At 35.7% G+C, this 21,305-nt stretch carries 18 protein-coding genes and 1 pseudogene; 17 read left to right on the top strand and 2 right to left on the bottom strand.

The genetic code is table 11. The features are described 5' to 3' along the window. The first annotated feature begins 9 nt into the window (after nucleotides 1-9). The 4 genes and pseudogenes from lpdA to PFY09_RS05925 all read left to right on the top strand — a co-directional run bounded on the left by lpdA (nucleotide 10) and on the right by PFY09_RS05925 (nucleotide 5,164). Nucleotides 10-1,412 (top strand): annotated as a pseudogene (gene lpdA, locus PFY09_RS05940) (dihydrolipoyl dehydrogenase). 25 nt (nucleotides 1,413-1,437) lie between these two features. Continuing rightward, a complete protein-coding gene (locus tag PFY09_RS05935; RefSeq protein ID WP_271161785.1) occupies nucleotides 1,438-2,706 on the top strand; it encodes an acetyl-CoA C-acetyltransferase in 1,269 nt (422 codons plus the stop codon). Nucleotides 2,707-3,188: 482 nt separating this feature from the next. Next, complete coding sequence (locus PFY09_RS05930; protein WP_271161784.1) at nucleotides 3,189-4,370, top strand: acyltransferase family protein; 1,182 nt, start codon at nucleotides 3,189-3,191, stop codon at nucleotides 4,368-4,370. A 197-nt stretch (nucleotides 4,371-4,567) separates the two neighbouring features. Further along, nucleotides 4,568-5,164 (top strand): Crp/Fnr family transcriptional regulator, encoded by a 597-nt coding sequence (locus PFY09_RS05925; RefSeq protein ID WP_271161783.1) that lies wholly within the window; start codon nucleotides 4,568-4,570, stop codon nucleotides 5,162-5,164. Between the two features lie 330 nt (nucleotides 5,165-5,494). Here PFY09_RS05925 and PFY09_RS05920 read toward each other — a convergent pair whose 3' ends face one another. Both PFY09_RS05920 and PFY09_RS05915 read right to left on the bottom strand, forming a co-directional pair. Next, nucleotides 5,495-6,982 (bottom strand): contractile injection system tape measure protein, encoded by a 1,488-nt coding sequence (locus PFY09_RS05920; protein ID WP_271161782.1) that lies wholly within the window; start codon nucleotides 6,980-6,982, stop codon nucleotides 5,495-5,497. A gap of 46 nt (nucleotides 6,983-7,028) precedes the next feature. After that, entirely contained in the window at nucleotides 7,029-7,349 is a 321-nt protein-coding gene (locus PFY09_RS05915) for a hypothetical protein (RefSeq protein ID WP_087711267.1), read from the bottom strand. Between the two features lie 512 nt (nucleotides 7,350-7,861). On the opposite strand from PFY09_RS05915, the gene PFY09_RS05910 reads away from it, so the two are divergent. From PFY09_RS05910 to PFY09_RS05850, 13 genes are all read left to right on the top strand, one after another. Beyond that, nucleotides 7,862-8,407, top strand: a complete 546-nt coding sequence (locus tag PFY09_RS05910) for a DUF4255 domain-containing protein (RefSeq protein ID WP_076394807.1) — start codon at nucleotides 7,862-7,864, stop codon at nucleotides 8,405-8,407. 35 nt (nucleotides 8,408-8,442) lie between these two features. Next, the gene (locus PFY09_RS05905) at nucleotides 8,443-9,834 is read left to right on the top strand and encodes a phage tail sheath family protein (protein ID WP_271161781.1); all 1,392 of its coding nucleotides are present in this window, start codon (nucleotides 8,443-8,445) and stop codon (nucleotides 9,832-9,834) included. A 79-nt stretch (nucleotides 9,835-9,913) separates the two neighbouring features. Then, a complete protein-coding gene (locus tag PFY09_RS05900; protein ID WP_271161780.1) occupies nucleotides 9,914-11,647 on the top strand; it encodes a phage tail sheath family protein in 1,734 nt (577 codons plus the stop codon). 40 nt (nucleotides 11,648-11,687) lie between these two features. Continuing rightward, nucleotides 11,688-12,119 (top strand): phage tail protein, encoded by a 432-nt coding sequence (locus tag PFY09_RS05895; protein WP_076394813.1) that lies wholly within the window; start codon nucleotides 11,688-11,690, stop codon nucleotides 12,117-12,119. Between the two features lie 25 nt (nucleotides 12,120-12,144). Further along, on the top strand, nucleotides 12,145-13,509 hold the full coding sequence (locus tag PFY09_RS05890) for a phage tail sheath family protein (RefSeq protein WP_271161779.1): 1,365 nt from the start codon (nucleotides 12,145-12,147) through the stop codon (nucleotides 13,507-13,509). A 40-nt stretch (nucleotides 13,510-13,549) separates the two neighbouring features. Then, nucleotides 13,550-13,981, top strand: a complete 432-nt coding sequence (locus PFY09_RS05885) for a phage tail protein (protein WP_076394813.1) — start codon at nucleotides 13,550-13,552, stop codon at nucleotides 13,979-13,981. 2 nt (nucleotides 13,982-13,983) lie between these two features. Then, nucleotides 13,984-14,451 (top strand): phage tail protein, encoded by a 468-nt coding sequence (locus PFY09_RS05880; RefSeq protein ID WP_235130117.1) that lies wholly within the window; start codon nucleotides 13,984-13,986, stop codon nucleotides 14,449-14,451. A 200-nt stretch (nucleotides 14,452-14,651) separates the two neighbouring features. After that, nucleotides 14,652-14,813, top strand: a complete 162-nt coding sequence (locus tag PFY09_RS05875; RefSeq protein ID WP_271161778.1) for a DUF5908 family protein — start codon at nucleotides 14,652-14,654, stop codon at nucleotides 14,811-14,813. Further along, a complete protein-coding gene (locus PFY09_RS05870) occupies nucleotides 14,813-15,553 on the top strand; it encodes a CIS tube protein (RefSeq protein ID WP_116099933.1) in 741 nt (246 codons plus the stop codon). The genes PFY09_RS05875 and PFY09_RS05870 overlap by 1 nt, the downstream gene beginning before the upstream one ends. Before the next feature lies 1 nt (nucleotide 15,554). Next, nucleotides 15,555-17,300 (top strand): type VI secretion system tip protein VgrG, encoded by a 1,746-nt coding sequence (gene vgrG / locus PFY09_RS05865; RefSeq protein ID WP_271161777.1) that lies wholly within the window; start codon nucleotides 15,555-15,557, stop codon nucleotides 17,298-17,300. A 2-nt stretch (nucleotides 17,301-17,302) separates the two neighbouring features. After that, nucleotides 17,303-17,593 (top strand): PAAR domain-containing protein, encoded by a 291-nt coding sequence (locus PFY09_RS05860; protein ID WP_076394823.1) that lies wholly within the window; start codon nucleotides 17,303-17,305, stop codon nucleotides 17,591-17,593. Between the two features lie 113 nt (nucleotides 17,594-17,706). Beyond that, nucleotides 17,707-18,117 (top strand): GPW/gp25 family protein, encoded by a 411-nt coding sequence (locus tag PFY09_RS05855; RefSeq protein ID WP_087711249.1) that lies wholly within the window; start codon nucleotides 17,707-17,709, stop codon nucleotides 18,115-18,117. Between the two features lie 89 nt (nucleotides 18,118-18,206). Further along, entirely contained in the window at nucleotides 18,207-21,281 is a 3,075-nt protein-coding gene (locus PFY09_RS05850; protein WP_271161776.1) for a baseplate J/gp47 family protein, read from the top strand. Nucleotides 21,282-21,305 lie beyond the last annotated feature (24 nt).

Genomic DNA, 21,305 nt, shown 5'->3' with positions numbered 1-21,305 from the left:
ATATAGGAAATGGAACAATTTGATGTCGTTGTAATAGGATCCGGACCAGGTGGGTATGCTGCTGCTATAAGAAGTTCACAACTCGGTTATAAAACTGCAATTATTGAAAAATATGATACACTGGGAGGGACTTGTACTAATGTAGGATGTATTCCTACCAAAGCACTTCTGGACAGTTCGGAGCATTATTTTCAGGCAATTAATAATTTTCAGAGTCACGGCATCACTCTTGACAATGTGAAGTTAGATTTTAGTCAGTTTATTGAAAGGAAAAATCAAGTCGTGCGGCAGAATACGAATGGTCTAAACTTTCTGATGTCCAAAAATAAAATTACAGTTTTTACCGGAACCGCCTACTTTTTAAATAATGAGGTGGTTAAAGTAACAAAGGATAGCCAAACCGTGGCAGAGATCAAAAGCAGCTATTTTATTATTGCTACAGGATCAAAACCTGCTTCTCTGCCCAATATTTTAATTGATAAAAAAGAATAATAACTTCTACGGAAGCATTGTCACTAAAGGAAAAACCGAAAGATATAATAATTATAGGCGGTGGAGTAATAGGTGTTGAGATGGCTTCAATATTTAACAGAATTGGCACTAAAGTATCCGTTATTGAGTATGCCGACGAACTTATCCCTTCTATGGACAGAGAACTCGGTAAAACACTCAGAAAAATTCTCAAAAAGGAAGGCGTTGAAGTACATATCAATAAAAAATTGCTTAGAACAGAAATTTCAGGTGAGAAAGGCAGCGTCATTTACACCGATGAAAATCTGAAAGAAAATAATATCCAGGCAGAATATATTTTAATGGCTGTCGGCAGAAAACCTTACACCAATGGACTTGGGCTTGAAAATACTGATATTGAAACAGATATGAATGGTCGTATTAAAACCAATCATCATTTACAGACTAAAATTCAGAACATTTATGCTATAGGAGATGTTGTTTCAGGACCTATGCTTGCCCATAAAGCGGAGGAAGAAGGTGTTTTCGTTGCTGAAATTATTAACGGGCAGAAACCTCATATTAACTATGACAGGATACCCGGTGTCGTTTATACCTGGCCTGAAGTAGCTTCTTTAGGATTTTCCGAAGAAGAATTAAAAAAGAACGGTATTACTTACAAAGTAGGTAAGTTCCCTTTCTCAGCAAATGCCAAAGCAAGAGCGGCTATGGAAAAAGAAGGTTTTACCAAAGTCCTTACCGGAACTAAATATGGAGAGATTCTTGGCGTCCACATCATAGGACCAAGAGCGGCAGATCTAATAGCACAATGTGTTGTAGCTATGGAATTTGAAGTAACCGATTCTGAACTTTTCAAAATATCATATGCGCATCCTACATACTCGGAGACCTTAAAAGAGGCATTTATGATTGCAAAGGAGAATCGGGCATTGAATATTTAAGAAAACAATATAATGTAAACATACTATGAATATAAAAAAAGTAGCGATTGTGGGATACAATCGTACTCCATTTGCGAAATACAATACTGCGTTTAAGGATGCTAAAAATCAAGATTTGCTTGTCTCTGCTCTTGATGGTCTTGTAGAGAGGTATAATCTTGAAGGCAAGTTAATTGGTGAAGTAGTAAGCGGATCTGTAGTCAAACATATTTCGGAAAGTAATCTTGTCCGAGAATCTGTTATGAAGACAAAGCTGAATCCTGCTACACCAGCTTGTGATCTACAACAAGCGTGTGCTACAGGAATAGAATCTGCTATTTACATTGCCAACAAAATTGCACTGGGACAAATAGACAGTGGGATTGCTTGCGGTGTTGAAGCGATGAGTAACGTTCCTTTTAAAACCAGTGAAAAGCTTCGCAAAATACTATTGAAAGCAAGTCAGGAGAAAGTTATGCTCAAAAAGCTCAAACATTATTCAAAAATCAGTTGGAAAGACCTGCTACCAATTCCGTATGCAGGAAAAGAACCCGAAACCGGCTTGGTAATGGGGGAACATACCGAAATAACAGCTAAATATTACAAAATATCCCGTCAGGATCAGGATGCACTTGCTTATAAAAGCCATTATAATCTGGTGAAAGCTTATGATGAAGGTTTCTTTGATGATATGGTCACACCTTATCTTGATCTTAATATTGATAACAATTTCCGCAGAGATACAAGCTTGGAGAAGCTGGGAAAGCTTCGTCCTGTATTTGACAAGGAAAAAGGAACGCTTACAGCAGGAAATTCCACACCATTCACAGATGGTGCATCTTCTGTTTTGCTAGCTAGTGAAGCGTGGGCAGAAGCTAATGGACTTCCGATATTGGCATATATTTCAACTTCTGAAGTTGCAGGTATAGAATATGTCATTAATCAACATAATTTATTGCTTGCACCTGTCAACGCGGTAGCAAGAATGTTAAAACGGACGGATATCAGATTAGAAGATTTTGATTTTTATGAGATTCACGAAGCATTTGCCGCCCAAGTTCTGGCAACATTAAAAATCTGGGAAAATGATGATTTGTCCAGACAATTTGGACTGGAAAGAGCTTTGGGAAGAATTGATCGTGAAAAACTTAATGTTAAGGGAAGCAGCCTTGCTGTGGCACATCCCTTTTCAGCAACAGGCACTAGAATTATAGCTACATTGGCAAAACTTTTAAATGAGAAAGGAAGTGGTAGAGGACTCATATCAATCTGTGCTGCGAGAGGGCAGGGTGTGTCGATGATTTTAGAGAGATAGTAGAGGTTAATAGAGAAATTGAATTATAATGTTTGTTAATAAAGTTTAAAAGCCGTTTAATTTTAATATTACCATCAATTATAATTTGCATTTATCAAAATTATGTTTCATAAAATATGCAATAAGGTTATTTATTGTTTTAATGAATTGTTATACAGTTGTTTATTTAGTGGAAAGCATTTGTAAAGCATTATTTAAGCTAAAAATCTTATTGGAAAATGAATTAAAAATTGACTTTAATCAATATTTTTTTTTAATATATATCAACTAGAAAATGCCTTAGTTATTACGATTTTTGTTAAAAAAGATACTAATGATTGAAAACTTTGTTAAAAATTGTAATCGTAGTTTTTTGAATACGCCTATTATCTTCGATTAATGTACTAAATAAAAATAATGTTGCGATTTGCATCTTTTTTCATATTTAATCTATTAGAAAGCTTTAAATAACTCAATTTTAAAATAATATACAGATATAAACGATGAAATTGTTTTTTAGAAGTTTTAAATTGATAAATTTATATTTACTGTTTTCAAAAGAATTAAAAAACGATAGAATTTTTGGACTTGATGTACTGAGATTTTTTGCAATTATTACAGTGATTATAGATCATGGTAAATTTATTTTTCCAGAAAAAATAATAAAATTTCATGATTACATAAAAATTGACGGAGTAACAATCTTTTTTGTACTAAGCGGCTTTTTAATTGGCGGTATTCTAATAAGACAATTAGAAAAAAATACTCCAAGTTTTACTTCGCTGATAGATTTTTGGATCAAAAGATGGTTTAGAACTCTTCCTACCTATTTTTTAATTCTGCTAATACTTACAATTTGTTACTACATTCAGGATCCTTCATTTACTTTTGAAAAGATCAGCAAATACTATTATTTCTGTCAGAATTTATTTTATCCCACAGGTATTTATTTTGCAGAATCTTGGAGTCTAAGTGTTGAAGAATGGTTTTATTTCACCGTTCCTCTAATTATATTTATTCTTATTAATTTGTTCAAATTAAAACCTAAAAATTCAATTTTTTTTACGGCATTGTTTATTTTATTATTTGTCACCTTATTAAGGTATGATTTGTATTTCGATAATGATAATACAGATTTTCATCATCAAGTAATTTTTCGCTTAGACAGTATCATGTATGGTGTTTTAGGAGCTTATATTAACTATTATTACTCAAAATATTGGGACAAATTTTCTCATATGTTATTTATAAGTGGAATATTAATTTTTCTATTCCAAAAATTTTATAACATATATTATATATATAATTCTAATATTACGGCATCCATAGGAAATTTTTATAATATTGTTTTAGAATATAGCTTGACATCTTTGATGACATTATTATTACTTCCTTATCTTTCAAATATAAAAAAATCAAAGTATAAAATCGGAAACACGATCACTATTATAAGCCTAATTTCCTATTCTATGTATCTTACGCATATGACATTAATTAAAGTTATGATTTTAAAAAATATTCCTTGGACGATTTTAACAACCAATTACAATATTATTATCCCAACTTTCTATTTTCTTTATTGGTCGCTAACATTTATATTTTCAATTATAATTTATAAAATTTATGAGTTACCGATAACTAATTTGAGATATAAACTTAATTTCAATAAAAATCATAGTAAATAACAAATTTTAACTTTACAAATTATACAATTTTTATTTAACGATTTTTAAATAAATCAACGAGTTACTAAAGCCATAAAATAGTTCCGTTCTATTTATTTTACACTAAACGAAAATCACCTAAAATCCCAGTCCATTAAATATTTCATATTTGGTTTAATGAGTAACAATTTGGAAAGTCTCAAATAAATATTAAAAAAATGTACAGTAAACTGATTTTATATTTTAATAGCTTGCTGAGTTCACCTATTGATTCAGAAGAAATAAGACTTATTAAAGAGATATTCAAGCATAGAACAGTATTAAAAAATCAATTTTTTATACAAGAAGGAGATGTAAATAAACTAACCGGATTTATTGTTAAAGGATCTTTCAAGCAATTCTATCTTGATGAAAAAGGAGAAGAAAAGATTACTGATCTATTTATAGAGAACTGTTGGATAAGGAACAATGAAAGTATATTAAAAAACATACCTTCGTCATATTATATTCAAGCGTATCGAAGATCTGAGATATTAGTAGTAACACAAGAAGATGCTGAAAAATACCTTCTCAATGAACCATTTATTATTGAGATATGCAGAATTCTTTTAGAAAAAAAATCCATACAACTTCTAAAACATATTTATATTAATAGTCTTCCAGTTGCAAAACAGAAAATAAAAGAACTTGAAAACTCTCGACCTGAATTTTTTCAGGAGTTTCCACAGCATCTTATTGCTTCCTATCTTGGACTGACAAAAGAAACCTACAGTAGGATAAGAAATGGTATACAAAAAACAAATAAACTATTTTAAGATTAATTTATTTTCCCAGAAGAATATTAAAATTTGATTATTACATCAAAATTGGAGGTGTAATCATCTTTTTCTATTACAATTAAACTGTTCACTGATTTTATTTTACGAAAATCAAAGTTCAGAAGGAATTTTTTATAAAAGATTTCGCAGCTTCTTTAAAACTGTACAACAGTTGTACACCTTAATCTTTGTAAGGTATTGTAAATAAATAGATTTCTGAGTTTTGTATCGGGAAGTAAATACAAAAATTTATCCTAAGTTATATTTATTCTAAAAATAGGAAAATCAAAGTCTGTATGTTCTGACAGACTTTGATTTAAAAACTCTTTACCAGTTCACAAACATAAACTTATCCTTCCACGGAAGCTTCACAAGACCGATTCCCCACGAAAGTCTTTCCAGTAAAATATCCTGCGTTTTTCGTTCTACGGTAAGAGTGCAGTCGTGGTCGGAGACAACCAGTTTTCCGGGACGTTGAAAAAATTCATTCCGGAGTAATTCTGCAGATGATGTTTTCATAGCGCTCCAGTTATGCTGAACACTTTCTATCAGATTTTTAACTTGAGTTTTGTGTTTACGCGTAAGCTTAATATGTCGGTTGATCGATTGATGAAGAGGGATATTGCACAAAAATTTCTCAAATAGCATGTCGTATTCAGGAGCATTTATTTTTCCGGTAGCAATATAATGAAGCAGATGCGCACCCAATTCCGGATCTGAAAGCTGATTAGATTTCTTGTCCAGAAGATCACAATGCTCGAAAAAAGTTTTCATAAACGGATGAATCAGAATCAGCCCGGCATTTTGAACATATTGTCCTTCATCAGAAATAATTTCTTCAGCTTTTTGTTCAGAATTCTTGTCATTCTGTATTACCACATCATTGATTTCCGTAAAATTTTGCTCATTTTTTTTCGTTGTCTTTTTTGTATTTTGATCGTTTTTGATGAATGTCTCTTCAATTTTTTCAATCAATTCAGCCTCTTTGATGATCGGAAATATCTTTAATACTGTTTTTAGGTTATGAAAATGATTTTTCACAAAAAATAAATCTTTTGATAAAGCCTCAGATTTCAGTATTTCTTCTAAAAAATAATCCTCAATATGAATGTTCGGAGATTTCAGATGTCCCGACAAAATGTTTAAAATCAGTCTCCATACAATGATTCTGTTCATCTGATCCTGCTTTGAGATCAACTGTGTAATCTCAGATTCTAAATTGATTTTTGCTTTATCTTTTAAAATAACATTGCATAATTGGGCAATTTGTCCGTCAGAAAGCTGATGAATGATTCTTTCCTGTACATTTCTTTTAGAAAAAACAGGAAGAATGCAGCTTTGAAAATTTTCAGCCTGAATAATGGCGTTAAATACCTTTGGCTCAAGCAGAGAAAGACTTTTTTTATCAGAATTCCACCATGGCATACTTCCTCTTTCCAAAAAATAAATAAAGCTTTGAAGAATTTTTTCCTGATTGGTCACCAGATACGCTTCAGAATTATTTGCTGTAAACTCATCTGAATTTAAAACAGGGTTTGTAACCTCAGATAATTTCTCTTCGAAAACTTGGGCAATTTTATCTTTCAGATCAGAATTTAATGCGCTGCTTTTTACATCCAGATTCAATTCCAGTTTAGGGATCTGCAAAATGTGGTCTTCTAATCTGTGTTCAAAAGTACTGAGGTATTTCTCTATTTTCGGAAACACATCCATCGACAGAAAACTGTTGATATCATCTTTTATACTCAGTCCTTTTTCTTTATTATTTACCGTAATTTCAATAAAAACTTTCTGAATGATATGATCTTGCTTCACATTAAATAAATTTGGGTTATACAATGGTGGAATTACCGTAAAATGCCTATTTCTTGTCAAATTCTCCACCCCAGAAACCTGCAGGACAAAGGCTGTATTTGGATCTCTGTTTTGCACTCAGTCTGCATCCGCAACCTCTTATGAAGCCGTCTTTCGGAGCATCTGAAACTTCCAGAGTCTGAGGATGAATCCATTTTTGGGTATTGCAGTTGTTTCCGTTTTTCAAAGGACAGGCGTTACAGATTTCTTCTCTTACAGAAAAAACAACTTCTTCGTCCTGATTTGCCATACCCAGTTTTGATCTTAATTCATTAAAATGGCCGCCAATGATTTCATTGCGCTTGCCAAAAAGAGTTTTAATATTCATTGTGATTAAAGTTTAAATTATGGGGTCAAAATTAGAGGAAGAAAAACCGTCTGACGAATAATAAGACCTCGCTGTTCTGTCTTTGCAGTAGATCATAAACTTTTGTTCTGATAATAAAAACGATAAATTTTTTAATTCAGAAAAGGATGAAATCTGATCAGATTTCGGGATCAGATCTTTTCAGATATTGATAATTGGAAAAAATATTGAGCGGATAAAAAAATCAAAAGAGAATCTCACAACATTATACTTAAAAAAATCATTTTTTATTCCTTAAAATCATCTTCAGTTAACAGTGTTTATTTCACAAGCCTTAGATCAGGATAAATTTTTGTTAAATGTAGTGTGTGTTAATTGTTTGATTGTCATTAATTTATGTTGATTTGTTTTTTGAATTAAATAAAAATTCAAAAAAAGCATTTACTGCAAAGACAGGATGGAACCCCCAAAATATTCGTTTTTTAAGTCGGGCTGATTGTATGTTTGCACCATAATACTAAAGAACAAAAATTATGATAAAAGAAGTATTAACAGTTTTAAAAAATGAGTTGCATTCTGCCGGTTTAGCAGATGTTGTTGTTAACGACATCGCAAAGCATGAAGACGGAGCTGCGGGACTTGATAATAAAGTGGTGATTACCTTACTGAACGTTCAGGAGGAATCTACCATGAAAAATATCTCAAGATATGTAAAAAATACATCCAATGTTACAAAAATGGAAAGTCCTTCGGCGTATGTAAATCTTTTCGTAATGGTTACAGCCAATATGACGGATTATGACAGTGCTTTAATAAACATTTCAAAAGTTATTGAGGTTCTTCGTTCAAAAAATGTATTGGAATACGTTGCAACCGGTATCGGAGAAAGCAATTTTACTTTCAGAACAGAAATGTACGCCGTTCCCTTTGAGCAGCTAAGTTACATCTGGGGTTTATTGGGCGGAAAGATCATTCCTTCCGTAATGTATAAAGTAAGTGTGGTTAAGATTGGAGCTAAAAATGCTTCTGATGTTCAGCTTATTAATGATGTTGATATCAAGGATATTACGGTTAAATAATATCAGAAAACAAATAACCCTTTAATTTAAAATTTATGAACATACCAAATCCGACGACACCCGGTGTCTCTATTGAAGAACTGCCAAAACTTCCCAACTCCATTGCATTGGTAGAAACTGCTGTACCTGTATTCATAGGATATACCGAACGAAAGCCTTCCGAAGACAATGATACTAGCGTACCTGATTATAAGCCATCAAAGATCAGCTCTCTTCTGGATTTTGAGAAAAAATTCGGGAGCGCAAAAATGGAAAGTATTACATTAAAAGATACTGATGCAGGAATAACAGTTTTAGAACCAAAGGCAAAATTTTTAATGTATCATTCCTTACAAATGTATTTTGCTAATGGAGGCGGTGCTTGCTACATCGTTTCTGTGGGAGATTACAATGCAGCACAGGTGGAAAAATATCTTTTGGAATCAGGGTTAAATTTAATCAATAATATAAAAGAGCCACTTCTTCTTATTTTCCCGGATGCCGTATCATTAAATTCTCCAAATGACTTTCATGAATTATATAATACCACAATTGCTAAAGCCGAATCTGCAGGAGAATCCAAAAATATGTTTGCCCTATTAGATACCTACTACGGAAATTCCACTACAAAAATAGGAAATCTTACTGCGGTAGAGAGTTTCAGAAATACAGTAAATTCCTCAAGTTATGCGGCAGCTTATTTTCCTCATCTGAAAACGGTTCTAAATTATCATTTTGATGAAAAAATAACTCCTGTTTCTCACCTCGATACTCATAATCAGCCCGTTGGAATTGCCAATGGTGTAACATTAGAGTCCCTGAAAACAGCAAATTCTTCATTATACAATCAGATAAAAGAATTACTGAAATCTCTGAAAGTAGTTTTGCCTCCATCATCTGCAATAGCAGGAGTTTACGGAAGAATAGACAATACAAGAGGAGTCTGGAAAGCGCCCGCCAATGTAAGCTTAAATTACGTAACAGCTCCGACTGAAAAAATTTCCGACGAAGAACAATCCGGTTTAAACATTGATGATGAAGGAAAATCAATCAACGCTATCAGAAGCTTCACAGGAAAAGGAACCTTGGTTTGGGGAGCCAGAACGCTGGATGGAAAAGATAAAAAAGAAGATGAAAAAGATAACGAGTGGAAATACATCCACGTACGCCGTTATTATAACATGCTTAAACAGTCAATAAGCATAGCGCTTAACGAAAAATTTATCAATCAGCCTCATGTCATTCATACATGGTTAAGAGCAAAAGCAATGATTGAGAATTTTCTTAATCAGCAATGGATAGACGGAGCATTGGCGGGAAACTCTCCCAAAGAAGCTTACAAAGTTGAGGTAAAATCCGGAGGAACAAACATCATGGATGTAAAAATTGAAGTAGCATTAGTACGTCCTGCAGAGTTTATTGTATTAAATTTTTCTCACAAACTATAACACAACCAAAATAAATCACAACAAAATATTGAAGTTCTGCTTCGAGTGATAATTAATATTAACTTAAAAATTTTAACAAATGAATTACAAAACCCCTGGAGTCTATGTGGAGGAAGAGACAAAATTTCCGCCTTCCGTAGCGCAAGTTGAAACAGCTATTCCCGCTTTTATCGGATATACAGAAGGAGGGACACAAAACAAACCTACGAGAATCTCGTCCATGCTGGAATTTGAAGAACTTTTTGGAAAAGCATATGCCGAAACTTTTGCTGTAGCTTTCAAAGATGGTGCTGCAACAGCAGTTCAGCCAAAGGTAAGCGATTTCAAAATGTATTACGCGATGCAAATGTATTTTGCCAATGGAGGCGGACCTTGCTATATTGTTTCGGTAGGCGATTATAAGGATGATGTTACTGTTGGAACCATTGCAACTCAGCAAGGAACTCTTTTATACGGTCTTGAATTATTAAAAAAAGAAGACGAGCCTACACTTATTGTTTTTCCTGATCTTCAAAGTTTAATTCCTGCGGCTGAAGATATTGTCTTAGCTGAAATTGCTGCAGAAGTAACAGAAAATAATAAGCTTGTTGCCACTGCCGCAAAAAATGCTGCTGAAGCTGTTGCCAATACTTTAGATGGTGAGGTTCTACGAACCGCCATTGCCAATGCTGTTGCTAAGGCTAATAGCTATAAAATTATTGAGTCTAATGATCCAATTAAAGTAGCCGAAGCTCAGGCTGCACAAACTGTAATTGTTGCTATTCAAAATGCCGCGGTTGCTCCAAATGCCACTGTTAATAGTGTTAAGTCTGTTGCTCAAAGTGCTGTTAATGTTTTTCAAACAGATCTTGCTAATGCTACTGCTATTGCTTTGGTTGCAACAACAGCACACTCTTTGGTTATGTCTAGAAAAGAAGACGAAGACGGTATTAATAAAGAACTAATATACTCTTTATATGACAGCGCCTTAGATCAGGCAGAATCTATGAAAGACAGGTTTGTTATTATGGATGTTTTAGGAGATGATGCTACTTTCAGAAATAAAGTAACATCTACAGGACTAAAATACGGAGCAGCTTATTATCCGAACCTTAAAACAATTTTAACGTACGCTTTTAAAGAAGATAAGGTTTCTGTGATGGGTGCTTCCGGTGTAACAACCTTAGCAGAATTAAAATTAAAAAATTCTGAACTGTACAATCAGGCTAAGGCGGCAATTGAATCCCAAAAAGTAGTTTTAGCTCCATCTTCAACAATGGCGGGTGTTTACGCTAAAGTGGACAGCACTTCCGGAGTATTCAAAGCTCCTGCAAATACAGGACTTAATTATGTTGATTCTCCCGTTATTAAAATTTCCAATAAACGTCAGGATGAACTTAACGTAGATCCGGCTTCAGGAAAATCCATCAACGTTATCAGATCTTTTACAGGAAAAGGAACATTGGTTTGGGGTGCAAGAACGTTAGACGGCAACAGCAACGAATGGAGATACATTTCAGTACGCAGATTCTTCAACATGGTGGAAGAATCCGTGAAAAAAGCAACGGAACGTTTCGTATTTGAACCGAACACAGCCAATACATGGGTTCGCGTACAGACGATGATCGAAAACTTCCTGAACCAGCAGTGGCAGGACGGAGCATTGGCAGGAAGCAAGCCGGAAGAAGCTTATTATGTAAGCGTTGGCTTAAATAAAACCATGTCTGCACAGGATATCCTTGAAGGCAGAATGATCGTGGAGATCGGTATGGCGGCAGTTCGTCCGGCAGAATTTATTGTTCTTCGTTTCTCACACAAACTGCAGGAAGCGTAAAAATTAAACAAACAAATAACAAAATTAAATCAAGACAATTATGAATACATATCCATTAGTAAAGTTTTCCTTTGAAGTAGACTGGGGCGGAACGAACATCGGTTTTCAGGAAGTTTCGGGATTAAGCATCGAGCGCGATATCATTGAATACAGACAGGGCGCAAGTCCGGATTTCAGCAAGATCAAAATGCCGGGAATGGCAAAATTCGGAAACATTACTTTAAAAAGAGGAACTTTCAAAGGTGATAACGATTATTTCGAATGGTTGCAGACCGTTCAGATGAACACGGTAGAAAGAAGATCGATTACGATTTCTCTTTTAGACGAGAACGGCGCACCTGCGGTAACATGGAAAGTGAAAAATGCCTTCCCATTGAAATTACAGTCAACCGATCTGAAAGCTGAAGGTAATGAAGTGGCAATCGAAACTTTGGAAATTGCGCACGAAGGTTTAACTATTGAACATAACTAAATATTAATTTTAAATTTTTAACAAAATGAATTACAAAACACCAGGTGTTTACGTGGAGGAACTGGCAAAATTTCCGCCTTCTGTAGCACAAGTAGAAACAGCGATCCCTGCTTTCATCGGATATACAGGAAAAGGACCAAAAAATGAGCCGACAAGAATCTCTTCGCTGTTGGAATATGAAAATCTTTTCGGTAAAGGAAAAAACGAAGGTAAAGAGATCAAAATTTCTATTAAAGACAATACTGTCTCTACCACTTTTGAAGATAGTAAATTAGGTAAATTCAAAATGTACCATGCTATGCAAATGTATTTTGCAAACGGTGGCGGTCCATGTTATATTGTTTCTGTTGGAGTCGCTTCAGGATATCCTACAGAAGTATTAAAAAGCGAATTAGAAACAGGACTTAAGACTCTTGAAAAAGAAGATGAGCCTACGCTTATCGTTTTCCCGGATGCAGAATCTTTACCAACATTAGAGGCTTACGGTTTGTATGGATTGGCTTTGGATCATGCAGAGGAAATGAAAGACAGGTTTGTTATTATGGACGTTCTTGGAGATGATCTTACTTTCAGAAATAAAGTAGTTTCTACAGGTTTAAAATACGGAGCTGCTTATTATCCGAAATTGGAAACTGTTTTAACTCATAGCTTTGAAGATGAAGATGTTAAAATTACAAGTTTTGAAGAAAAAGATATCTCAGGAAATGTTTTGTCTCTTCCAGATGGCTATGTAAACAATTTAAAATGGCTAAAATCCAACAGAACAGAGCTGTATAATAAAGCTAAAGCAGCAATCGAGTCTGAAAAAGTAGTGATGGCTCCGTCTTCAGCAGTTGCGGGTGTGTATGCTAAAGTAGACAGCACTTCCGGAGTATTCAAAGCACCTGCTAATGTTGGACTTAGCTATGTAGTGGCTCCTACAGTAAAAGTTTCTCACGAAGATCAGATGACTCTTAATGTAGATCCTACTTCAGGAAAATCCATCAACGTTATCAGATCTTTTACAGGAAAAGGAACATTGGTTTGGGGTGCAAGAACGCTTGACGGCAACAGCAACGAATGGAGATACATTTCAGTACGCAGATTCTTCAACATGGTAGAAGAATCCGTGAAAAAAGCAACGGAACGTTTCGTATTTGAGCCGAACACAGCCAATACATGGGTTCGCGTACAGACCATGATCGAAAACTTCCTGAACCAGCAGTGGCAGGACGGAGCATTGGCAGGAAGCAAGCCGGAAGAAGCTTATTATGTAAGCGTTGGCTTAAACAAAACCATGTCTGCACAGGATATCCTTGAAGGCAGAATGATCGTAGAAATCGGTATGGCGGCAGTTCGTCCGGCAGAATTTATTGTTCTTCGTTTCTCACACAAACTGCAGGAAGCTTAAAAATTAAACAAACAAATAACAAAATTAAATCAAGACAATTATGAATACATATCCATTAGTAAAGTTTTCCTTTGAAGTAGACTGGGGCGGAACGAACATCGGTTTTCAGGAAGTTTCGGGATTAAGCATCGAGCGCGATATCATTGAATACAGACAGGGAGCAAGTCCGGATTTCAGCAAGATCAAAATGCCGGGAATGGCAAAATTCGGAAACATCACTTTAAAAAGAGGAACTTTCAAAGGTGATAACGATTATTTCGAATGGTTGCAGACCGTTCAGATGAACACGGTAGAAAGAAGATCGATCACGATTTCTCTTTTAGACGAGAACGGCGCACCTGCCGTAACATGGAAAGTGAAAAATGCCTTCCCATTGAAATTACAGTCAACCGATCTGAAAGCTGAAGGTAATGAAGTGGCAATTGAAACTTTGGAGATTGCGCACGAAGGTTTAACTATTGAACATAACTAATCATGGCTCTTTTATATCCTCCAACCAGTTTCTCTTTTATTGTTAACGGGATTTCGACAACAGAGGGTATTGACTCCAGATTTCAGTCTATATCTGGTTTATCTACAGAAATTCAGACCGAAGAATATGCCGAAGGAGGCGAAAACAGATTTCTTCATCAGCTTCCTCTGAGACCGAAATATGATAATTTAGTTCTTAAGCGTGGCTTGATTGTAAGTTCAGGATTAATAAGCTGGTGCAGAAATGCAATGGAAAACTTCGAGTTTGAACCCAGAGATCTTGTCATTACGCTTTCAGGAGGACTTCAGTCTACAGCACCGTTAATGGTCTGGAATGTAGTTGGAGCCTATCCGGTAAAATGGAACGTTTCAGAATTCAACGCAGAAGAAAGCAGACTTGCCATTGAAACAATAGAGCTGAAATACAGATATTTCAAAATACCCTCATCGTTAGCAAGTTTAGGCTTGTAATTTCTAAATCAAATCTAAGCACTTACCGTGTGTTAGTTTTCGGATAACATTCAGCAAAAATTTTAAAATAAAAAAATAAAGGATTGGTCTTATAACAGGACTGAACACACGCTTTATGTGCTTAGGTTTTTTTAAATAAATACGTTAAATAATTGGTTTTAAGTTTTTTACGTATTAATAATTAATTAAAAATAAACGAAATGCCAATAGAAATAAAAGAGCTTCACATTAAAATAAATGTGGACGAAAAAGCAGCCGCAATGACAACTACCGCATCGGTGGATGAAGGAAAAATTATGTGTGCAATTAGCGAAAGCGTAGAGCAGGCAGTAAATATAGAAAAACGTAAAAAAGAAAGATAATGATAGGAGAAATAAAGAAAACAGGAGGAGAAGTTTTGAAAGTAAAGATAGGAACGTACAAGGATATTAACTTTAAAAGTGTTATTGATAGTGATGCATTTGAAGCCTTTATTAATCCGACAGGTTTTTCTTTCACCAGTAAAATAGAATATAACACTGCCCAAGAGCAAGGTGCAGCAGGAAGTAGTCCAAAATTTGTTAAAGTTGCTCCTCAAGCATTACAAATGGAATTTTTATTTGATGGCACTGGAGTAACGGAAACATATTCGGGTAATAAACTTGTCAATGTCATAAAGAAAAATAAATTCAAGCATGATACTGTTAATTTACAGTTAGAACGTTTTTATAAAGCAACAGGTGAATTTAAGGGATCATTTCATAAACCATATAGTGTTATTGTGATATGGGGAGAATTTGAATTTAAAGGTGCTCTTACGGAGTTTACAGTAGATTATAAAATGTTCAACAAAGATGGAACACCGTTAAGAGCTATAGGTAAAGCAACTTTTGTAGAAGGTATCAGTCAGGAACTTATTGCAGAAAAAGCTAAAAAATCTTCTCCAGACCTTACCCACAAAAGAACCGTACAGGCAGGAGACACTTTACCCTTAATGACTGAAAGAATTTACGGAGACTCCAAATATTACCTGGAAGTCGCTAAAGTTAATAATCTCATCAATTTCAGACAGTTGAAACCGGGAACTGAACTCTACTTTCCACCCATAGAAAAAATAGCATAACATGAACAACAGCGGATACATAAAAACATCAAAAAATCCGGATCTGATCACTTTTAAAGTAATGTCCGGAGGTACCGAGTTACCCGGAAAATATGGGGTAAAAAGTATTGTTGTAGAAAAAGAAGTAAACAGAATTCCTTATGCCCGCATTGTTATTTTGGATGGAAGCGTACCGGAACAGGATTTTAAACTAAGCAATGAAGATCTTCTGATTCCCGGAAAAGAAATTGAAATCACAGCAGGCTATCATTCGGATGAAGAAAGCATTTTTAAAGGAGTGGTTGTAAAGCACAACATCAAAGTGAGAAACGGCTCTTCCTACCTCATCATAGAATGCAGAGATAAAGCAGTAAAGATGACTTTAGGCAGAAAAAGTAAATATTTCTACGACAGTAAAGACAGCGATATTATCGGAGAACTCATCAGTAACAACGGTTTGACTGCCGATGTTCAGGCTACCGCAAATTCACACAAAGAATTGATTCAGTACAGAGCTTCCGACTGGGATTTTATGCTCACCAGAGCACAGGCAAACGGAAAACTTTGTTTTGTAGAAGACGGAACCGTTAAAATAGCGAAACCTGATTTCAGTAAAAAAGAAGTGGAAACAGTGGTTTACGGATCTTCGGTGCATGAGTTTGACGGAGAAATAGACGCAAGAGATCAGTTCAAAAAAATTTCAGCCAAAACATGGAGCTATACCGATCAGGAACTCACAGAAGTGGAAGCTCAGGATCCCGCAGTAAAACTTAACGGAAACCTTTCACCGGATGATCTGGCGAAAGTATTTGGAATAGACGATCTGCAGCTTAAACATGGCGGAAATCTTACGCAGAGTGAACTTCAGGACTGGAGTGATGCAAAGGCAACTTTTCAACAATTGGCAAAGACCAGAGGAAGGGTAAAATTTCAGGGAATTCCGGCTGTAAAACCGGGAGTTTCATTAATGCTGCAAGGCGTAGGAAACCGTTTCAACGGAAAAATTTACGTAACAGGCGTCCGTCACGAAATTGCTGAAGGAAACTGGCTGGTTGATGCACAATTCGGGCTTTCTCCGACATGGTTCTCAGAAACATATGATGTGAGCGAAATGCCGGGTTCAGGGATTATTCCTTCCATCAGCGGATTACACATCGGGAAAGTATCCCAACTGGAATCCGATCCCGATGGAGAAGACAGGATTCTGGTGCAGATTCCGATCATCAATAACGAAGAGGAGGGAATCTGGGCGCGTGTAGCCACACTTGATGCAGGAGAAAACAGAGGTTCATTCTTCAGACCGGAAATCGGAGATGAGGTAATCATTGGTTTTATTAATGATGATCCCAATGATGCAGTGGTTCTGGGAATGCTGAACAGCAGCGCAAAACCGGCTCCCATTGTAGCTTCCGATGACAACAACGAAAAAGGATTTGTTACCCGCAGCAAAATGAAGATGATTTTTAATGACGATAAAATTTCATACACCCTTGAAACACCAAAAGGCAAAAAAATAACTGTAGACGAAGATGCAGATGTCATTAAAATAGAAGACGAGCATAAGAATACTCTTACCCTCAATAAAGACGGGATCAGTATGGAAAGTGGGAAAGACATCAGGATCAAAGCAAAAGGTGATATTAAGATGGAAGGAACCAATATCGGTATCAAAGCATCCGCACAGTTCAAAGCAGAAGGAAGTTCCGGTTCTGAGCTTAAATCAGGCGCAGTAACCGTCGTAAAAGGATCTCAAGTTAAAATTAATTAATCATGAAACCGGCAGCAAGAATTACAGATATGCATACCTGTCCGATGGTAACGGGAACTACCCCGCACGTTGGCGGGCCCATCATTCCGGCAGGAGAACCTACTGTACTTATCGGAGGTAAACCCGCAGCAAGAGTAGGAGACAAAGCGATATGCACAGGTCCGCCCGATACCATTGCAGCAGGATCTTCAAGCGTAATGATCGGCGGAAAACCAGCCGCAAGAATGGGAGATTCTACCGCTCACGGAGGCGTAATAAGCGCGGGTGAAGCAACTGTTTTAATAGGCGGATGATACACAGCCTGCAAGATTAAAAAATGTAAAAACATCAATAACAAAACGGTTAGAAAACTAAAACTCTATGTTACAGATGCAAGATGTTACAATTAAATATAATACAAGAACGTATGAAAATAAATACAGATTTTTTAGGAATAGGCTGGAGTTTCCCGCCTGAGTTTAATGAGACTGAAGGAAAGCTGGTAATGACTACAGATGTGGAAGACATTAACAACAGTCTGATCATTTTACTCTCCACAAGACCGGGAGAACGTGTTATGTTCCCCGATTACGGATGCGACCTGCAGGAAATGCTTTTCAAACCTTTGGACTTAACGCTGATTACCCAGATGAAAGGAATCATCGAGCGTGCCATTTTATACCACGAGCCCAGAATAAACATTTTAAATATCGACATCGATACTCAGGAAGAACTGGAAGGCGAAGTGTTGATAAAAATTGATTACGAAGTAAGGAATACGAATACCAGAAGCAATATGGTTTTCCCTTTCTATAAAGGTGAAGCTACTGAAATATAAATAATTACGGGATGTCTGTAACCATTTTGAATACTACCGAAACATTACATTAAGTATTGCATCTGACCATAGAATATAAATATAAACAAATGAAAAAAACAGATACATTTTCACATTATCGTGAAGGAAAATCACAAATGCAGCGCTTTTTAGCGGATCTGGATCCCGGCAATCTCGAATTGCACGACTTCGATCTGTTCGATTGGCTGCTATTTGCAAACAATTTTGCCAGTCATGTAAATTTTTTTGAAAAAGATGCTGATACAGCAATACCAGATAAGAAGTGGGGAAACTTTTTCTTTGGTGATGATACCAATGCTATTCCGCGCAGAGAAAGCGTAGAGTACAAAAGTATGAAAAAACAGGTTACAGATCTTATTTCCCAATTTGAACAGGACAGCAATCTGGCGCCTCATCTTACCCTCTTTGTCTGCTTTCTGAAATTGCTGGATTTTTCCAAAAAAGCTTTCAATAATTTAACGAAGAGACATCTGGATTTCTACTATAACGAGATCCTTCAGATTCAGAAGAATGATGCTAAAGAAGACAAAGTCTATGTAATTTTTGAATTGGCAAAAAAAGCAATTCAGGAAAGAATTCCGGAAGGAACACTTCTGGACGGAGATAAAGATGCGGAAGGAAAAAAACGGGTCTACAAAACCAATAATGAACTGATTGCCAATCAGGCAAAAGTAATTGAAATTAAAAGTCTTCTTAACGACGGCGGAAAACAAGAGCTTAAAATGGCTCCGGTTACCAATTCTGCCGATGGTTTGGGCGAAAAACTGCCGGAAGGCGGAAACTATTGGTGGCCGTTCGGATACAATGCTGAAGAAACAGCTTCGGACAAATCTATCTATAAAGAACTTCCAAAAGCGAAACTGGGATTTTCTGTAGCATCATCTTTATTCGATTTAAAAGAAGGAGACAGAACAATTACCCTGAAAATAGATTTCAACGCAAATTCTGTTCAAAAATTAAAAGACCTTGAAAAAGAAGACTTTCAGAACAACATCAAAGTACTTTGCAGCGGGGAAAAAGAATGGTTATCCGACATTGCATTACAATGTACTGAAAATGGAGAAACAGGAACTAAAAGTGATAAAAAACACCGTTTAACATTTTCTTTAACATTACCGAAAGATTTTCCTGCCATCGTAAAATACAATAAAGAGGTTCTGAAGGAAACATTCCAGACCAGCTTTCCTGTTCTCAGATTCATGATTGAAGGGAAGAAATATTATGAAGTCTATGAAGCTTTTTCAGAAGCATTGGTCAACAATATTGAAGTTTCTGTAGATGTAAAAGGAATAAAATCTCTTCAGATTGAAAATGACAATGGAGAACTGAATTCCGAAAAATCCTATTATCCATTTACTGCGCAGCCGATTAAAGGTTCCAATTTTTACATAAAATGTCCTGAAATGTTCTCTAAAAAATGGAACACTGCAGACATTACAATCAATTGGAAAAACACGCCGGCTTCCATAAAGGATTTATACAGCGGGTATATCATGGAACCGGATACAAATATCAGTCAGCAGGATTTTAACAATTTGAAAAATTCGTCAGTTGTAACAGGAGACGATTATTTTAAGATCGATACAGCGGTGTTAGACAAAGAAATCTGGCACAATCAGGAAAGTGATATTGCTTTATTTAAAAAGAATGGAAATGTTTACCAGACACAGTTTTCTGTAAAAAGCACCAGTGATGAAGCAGGTACAGGCGAAGCGATACGGGTAAAACTGAAGAAATCTTTATTACAAGACTTGTATCCTAAATTATATACGCTTGTTTTATCAGATCCTCAAAAAGCAAAAGTAGTTCCGAATGAACCTTATATTCCTTTTGCGGAAGATATTGAACTGAGCTACAGCGCAACAGAAACCGCATACCATTCTTTAAGAAAAGATTCTGAAGGAGAACTTCTGAAAAGTGAAGAAGTACAGATGTATCATGAAGATGCTTTCGGGCAGTATGAAAAGGAAATTGATACGAAAACCATTGTTCCGGTACATCAGAAAGGAGGCGAATTATACATCGGTCTGGAAGCGGTTCCACAGATGACGGTTTCCCTTCTCATCCAGATGCTGGAAGGAAGCGAAAATCCTTTAGCCGAAACTTTTGAAGAAAAAGAGTATATCGAATGGAGCATCCTTTCCGGAAATACATGGATTGATCTTTCAAACTCTATGCTGCAGAATGATTCAAAAAAATTCCTGGAATCCGGAATTGTAAAATTCAAAATTCCAAAAGATATTAATTTGAATCACACAAGATTTACAGATCAGTTAATCTGGGTAAGAGCAAGATCAGGAAGAAGTTACGATGCGGTTTGTAAAGTTCAGGGAATATATACACAGGCAGTTCTGGCAACATTCCAGAATCAGAACAACGATCTGTCTCACTTAAACAACGGTTTGGAAGCCAATACGATTTCCAGGCTTATTACCAGAGTTCCGCAGGTAAAATCGGTGAGCCAGCCGTATAACTCATTCGACGGAAAATATAAAGAAACAGATACAGAATTCTACAGAAGAGTAAGTGAAAGACTGAGACATAAAAACAGAGCCGTTACACAATGGGATTACGAGCATCTCGTTTTGCAGGAATTTCCGGAAGTTTTCAAGGTAAAATGCCTGAATCATACTTCGGAAAAATCTTACCTCGCTCCCGGATATGTTACGCTGATGGTTGTTCCTAATATTAAAAATAAGAACGCTTTTGATATTTATCAGCCAAGAGTAAGCAGAGCCACGCTTAACAGGATTCAGAAGTATATAAATGAATTGAATACCATGCACATCAACGCTCAGGTAATCAACCCGAATTATAAAGAAGCGAAGGTAGAAACAAAGGTGAAATTCTTCGATCAGTATGATGAAACATTTTACACAAAACAGTTAGACGAAGACATCAAAAAGTACATATCGCCTTGGGCTTTTACAGACACTAAAGATATTGATTTTAATGTGAAACTGAATGTTAATCAGCTCATTAATTATCTGGAACAACTGCATTATGTAGACTACGTTGAGGAGACCAGTATATTGGTAAATAATGTTTTACAGACACAGTCTTTAATCGAAGTAGATCCGAAATCCATACTCGTATCTGCCAAACAGCACAAAGTTACTATTGCAGAACAGGGATGCCTTTAATAACAAACAAGCAGAAACATAATT

The organism is Chryseobacterium gambrini, from assembly GCF_027920505.1.
Classification (GTDB): Bacteria; Bacteroidota; Bacteroidia; order Flavobacteriales; family Weeksellaceae; genus Chryseobacterium; species Chryseobacterium gambrini.
This window is presented reverse-complemented; position numbering and strand designations above follow the sequence as displayed.

Bases quoted from the DNA above. Each gene is read 5' to 3' on its own strand.
- PFY09_RS05895 (WP_076394813.1), top strand. From the start codon at position 11,688: ATGAATACATATCCATTAGTAAAGTTTTCCTTTGAAGTAGACTGGGGC.
- PFY09_RS05935 (WP_271161785.1), top strand. From the start codon at position 1,438: ATGAATATAAAAAAAGTAGCGATTGTGGGATACAATCGTACTCCATTT.
- PFY09_RS05930 (WP_271161784.1), top strand. From the start codon at position 3,189: ATGAAATTGTTTTTTAGAAGTTTTAAATTGATAAATTTATATTTACTG.
- PFY09_RS05850 (WP_271161776.1), top strand. From the start codon at position 18,207: ATGAAAAAAACAGATACATTTTCACATTATCGTGAAGGAAAATCACAA.
- PFY09_RS05870 (WP_116099933.1), top strand. From the start codon at position 14,813: ATGATAGGAGAAATAAAGAAAACAGGAGGAGAAGTTTTGAAAGTAAAG.
- PFY09_RS05910 (WP_076394807.1), top strand. From the start codon at position 7,862: ATGATAAAAGAAGTATTAACAGTTTTAAAAAATGAGTTGCATTCTGCC.
- PFY09_RS05900 (WP_271161780.1), top strand. From the start codon at position 9,914: ATGAATTACAAAACCCCTGGAGTCTATGTGGAGGAAGAGACAAAATTT.
- PFY09_RS05880 (WP_235130117.1), top strand. From the start codon at position 13,984: ATGGCTCTTTTATATCCTCCAACCAGTTTCTCTTTTATTGTTAACGGG.
- PFY09_RS05925 (WP_271161783.1), top strand. From the start codon at position 4,568: ATGTACAGTAAACTGATTTTATATTTTAATAGCTTGCTGAGTTCACCT.
- PFY09_RS05915 (WP_087711267.1), bottom strand. From the start codon at position 7,349: ATGAATATTAAAACTCTTTTTGGCAAGCGCAATGAAATCATTGGCGGC.
- PFY09_RS05855 (WP_087711249.1), top strand. From the start codon at position 17,707: ATGAAAATAAATACAGATTTTTTAGGAATAGGCTGGAGTTTCCCGCCT.
- PFY09_RS05875 (WP_271161778.1), top strand. From the start codon at position 14,652: ATGCCAATAGAAATAAAAGAGCTTCACATTAAAATAAATGTGGACGAA.
- PFY09_RS05885 (WP_076394813.1), top strand. From the start codon at position 13,550: ATGAATACATATCCATTAGTAAAGTTTTCCTTTGAAGTAGACTGGGGC.
- vgrG (WP_271161777.1), top strand. From the start codon at position 15,555: ATGAACAACAGCGGATACATAAAAACATCAAAAAATCCGGATCTGATC.
- PFY09_RS05860 (WP_076394823.1), top strand. From the start codon at position 17,303: ATGAAACCGGCAGCAAGAATTACAGATATGCATACCTGTCCGATGGTA.
- PFY09_RS05890 (WP_271161779.1), top strand. From the start codon at position 12,145: ATGAATTACAAAACACCAGGTGTTTACGTGGAGGAACTGGCAAAATTT.
- PFY09_RS05905 (WP_271161781.1), top strand. From the start codon at position 8,443: ATGAACATACCAAATCCGACGACACCCGGTGTCTCTATTGAAGAACTG.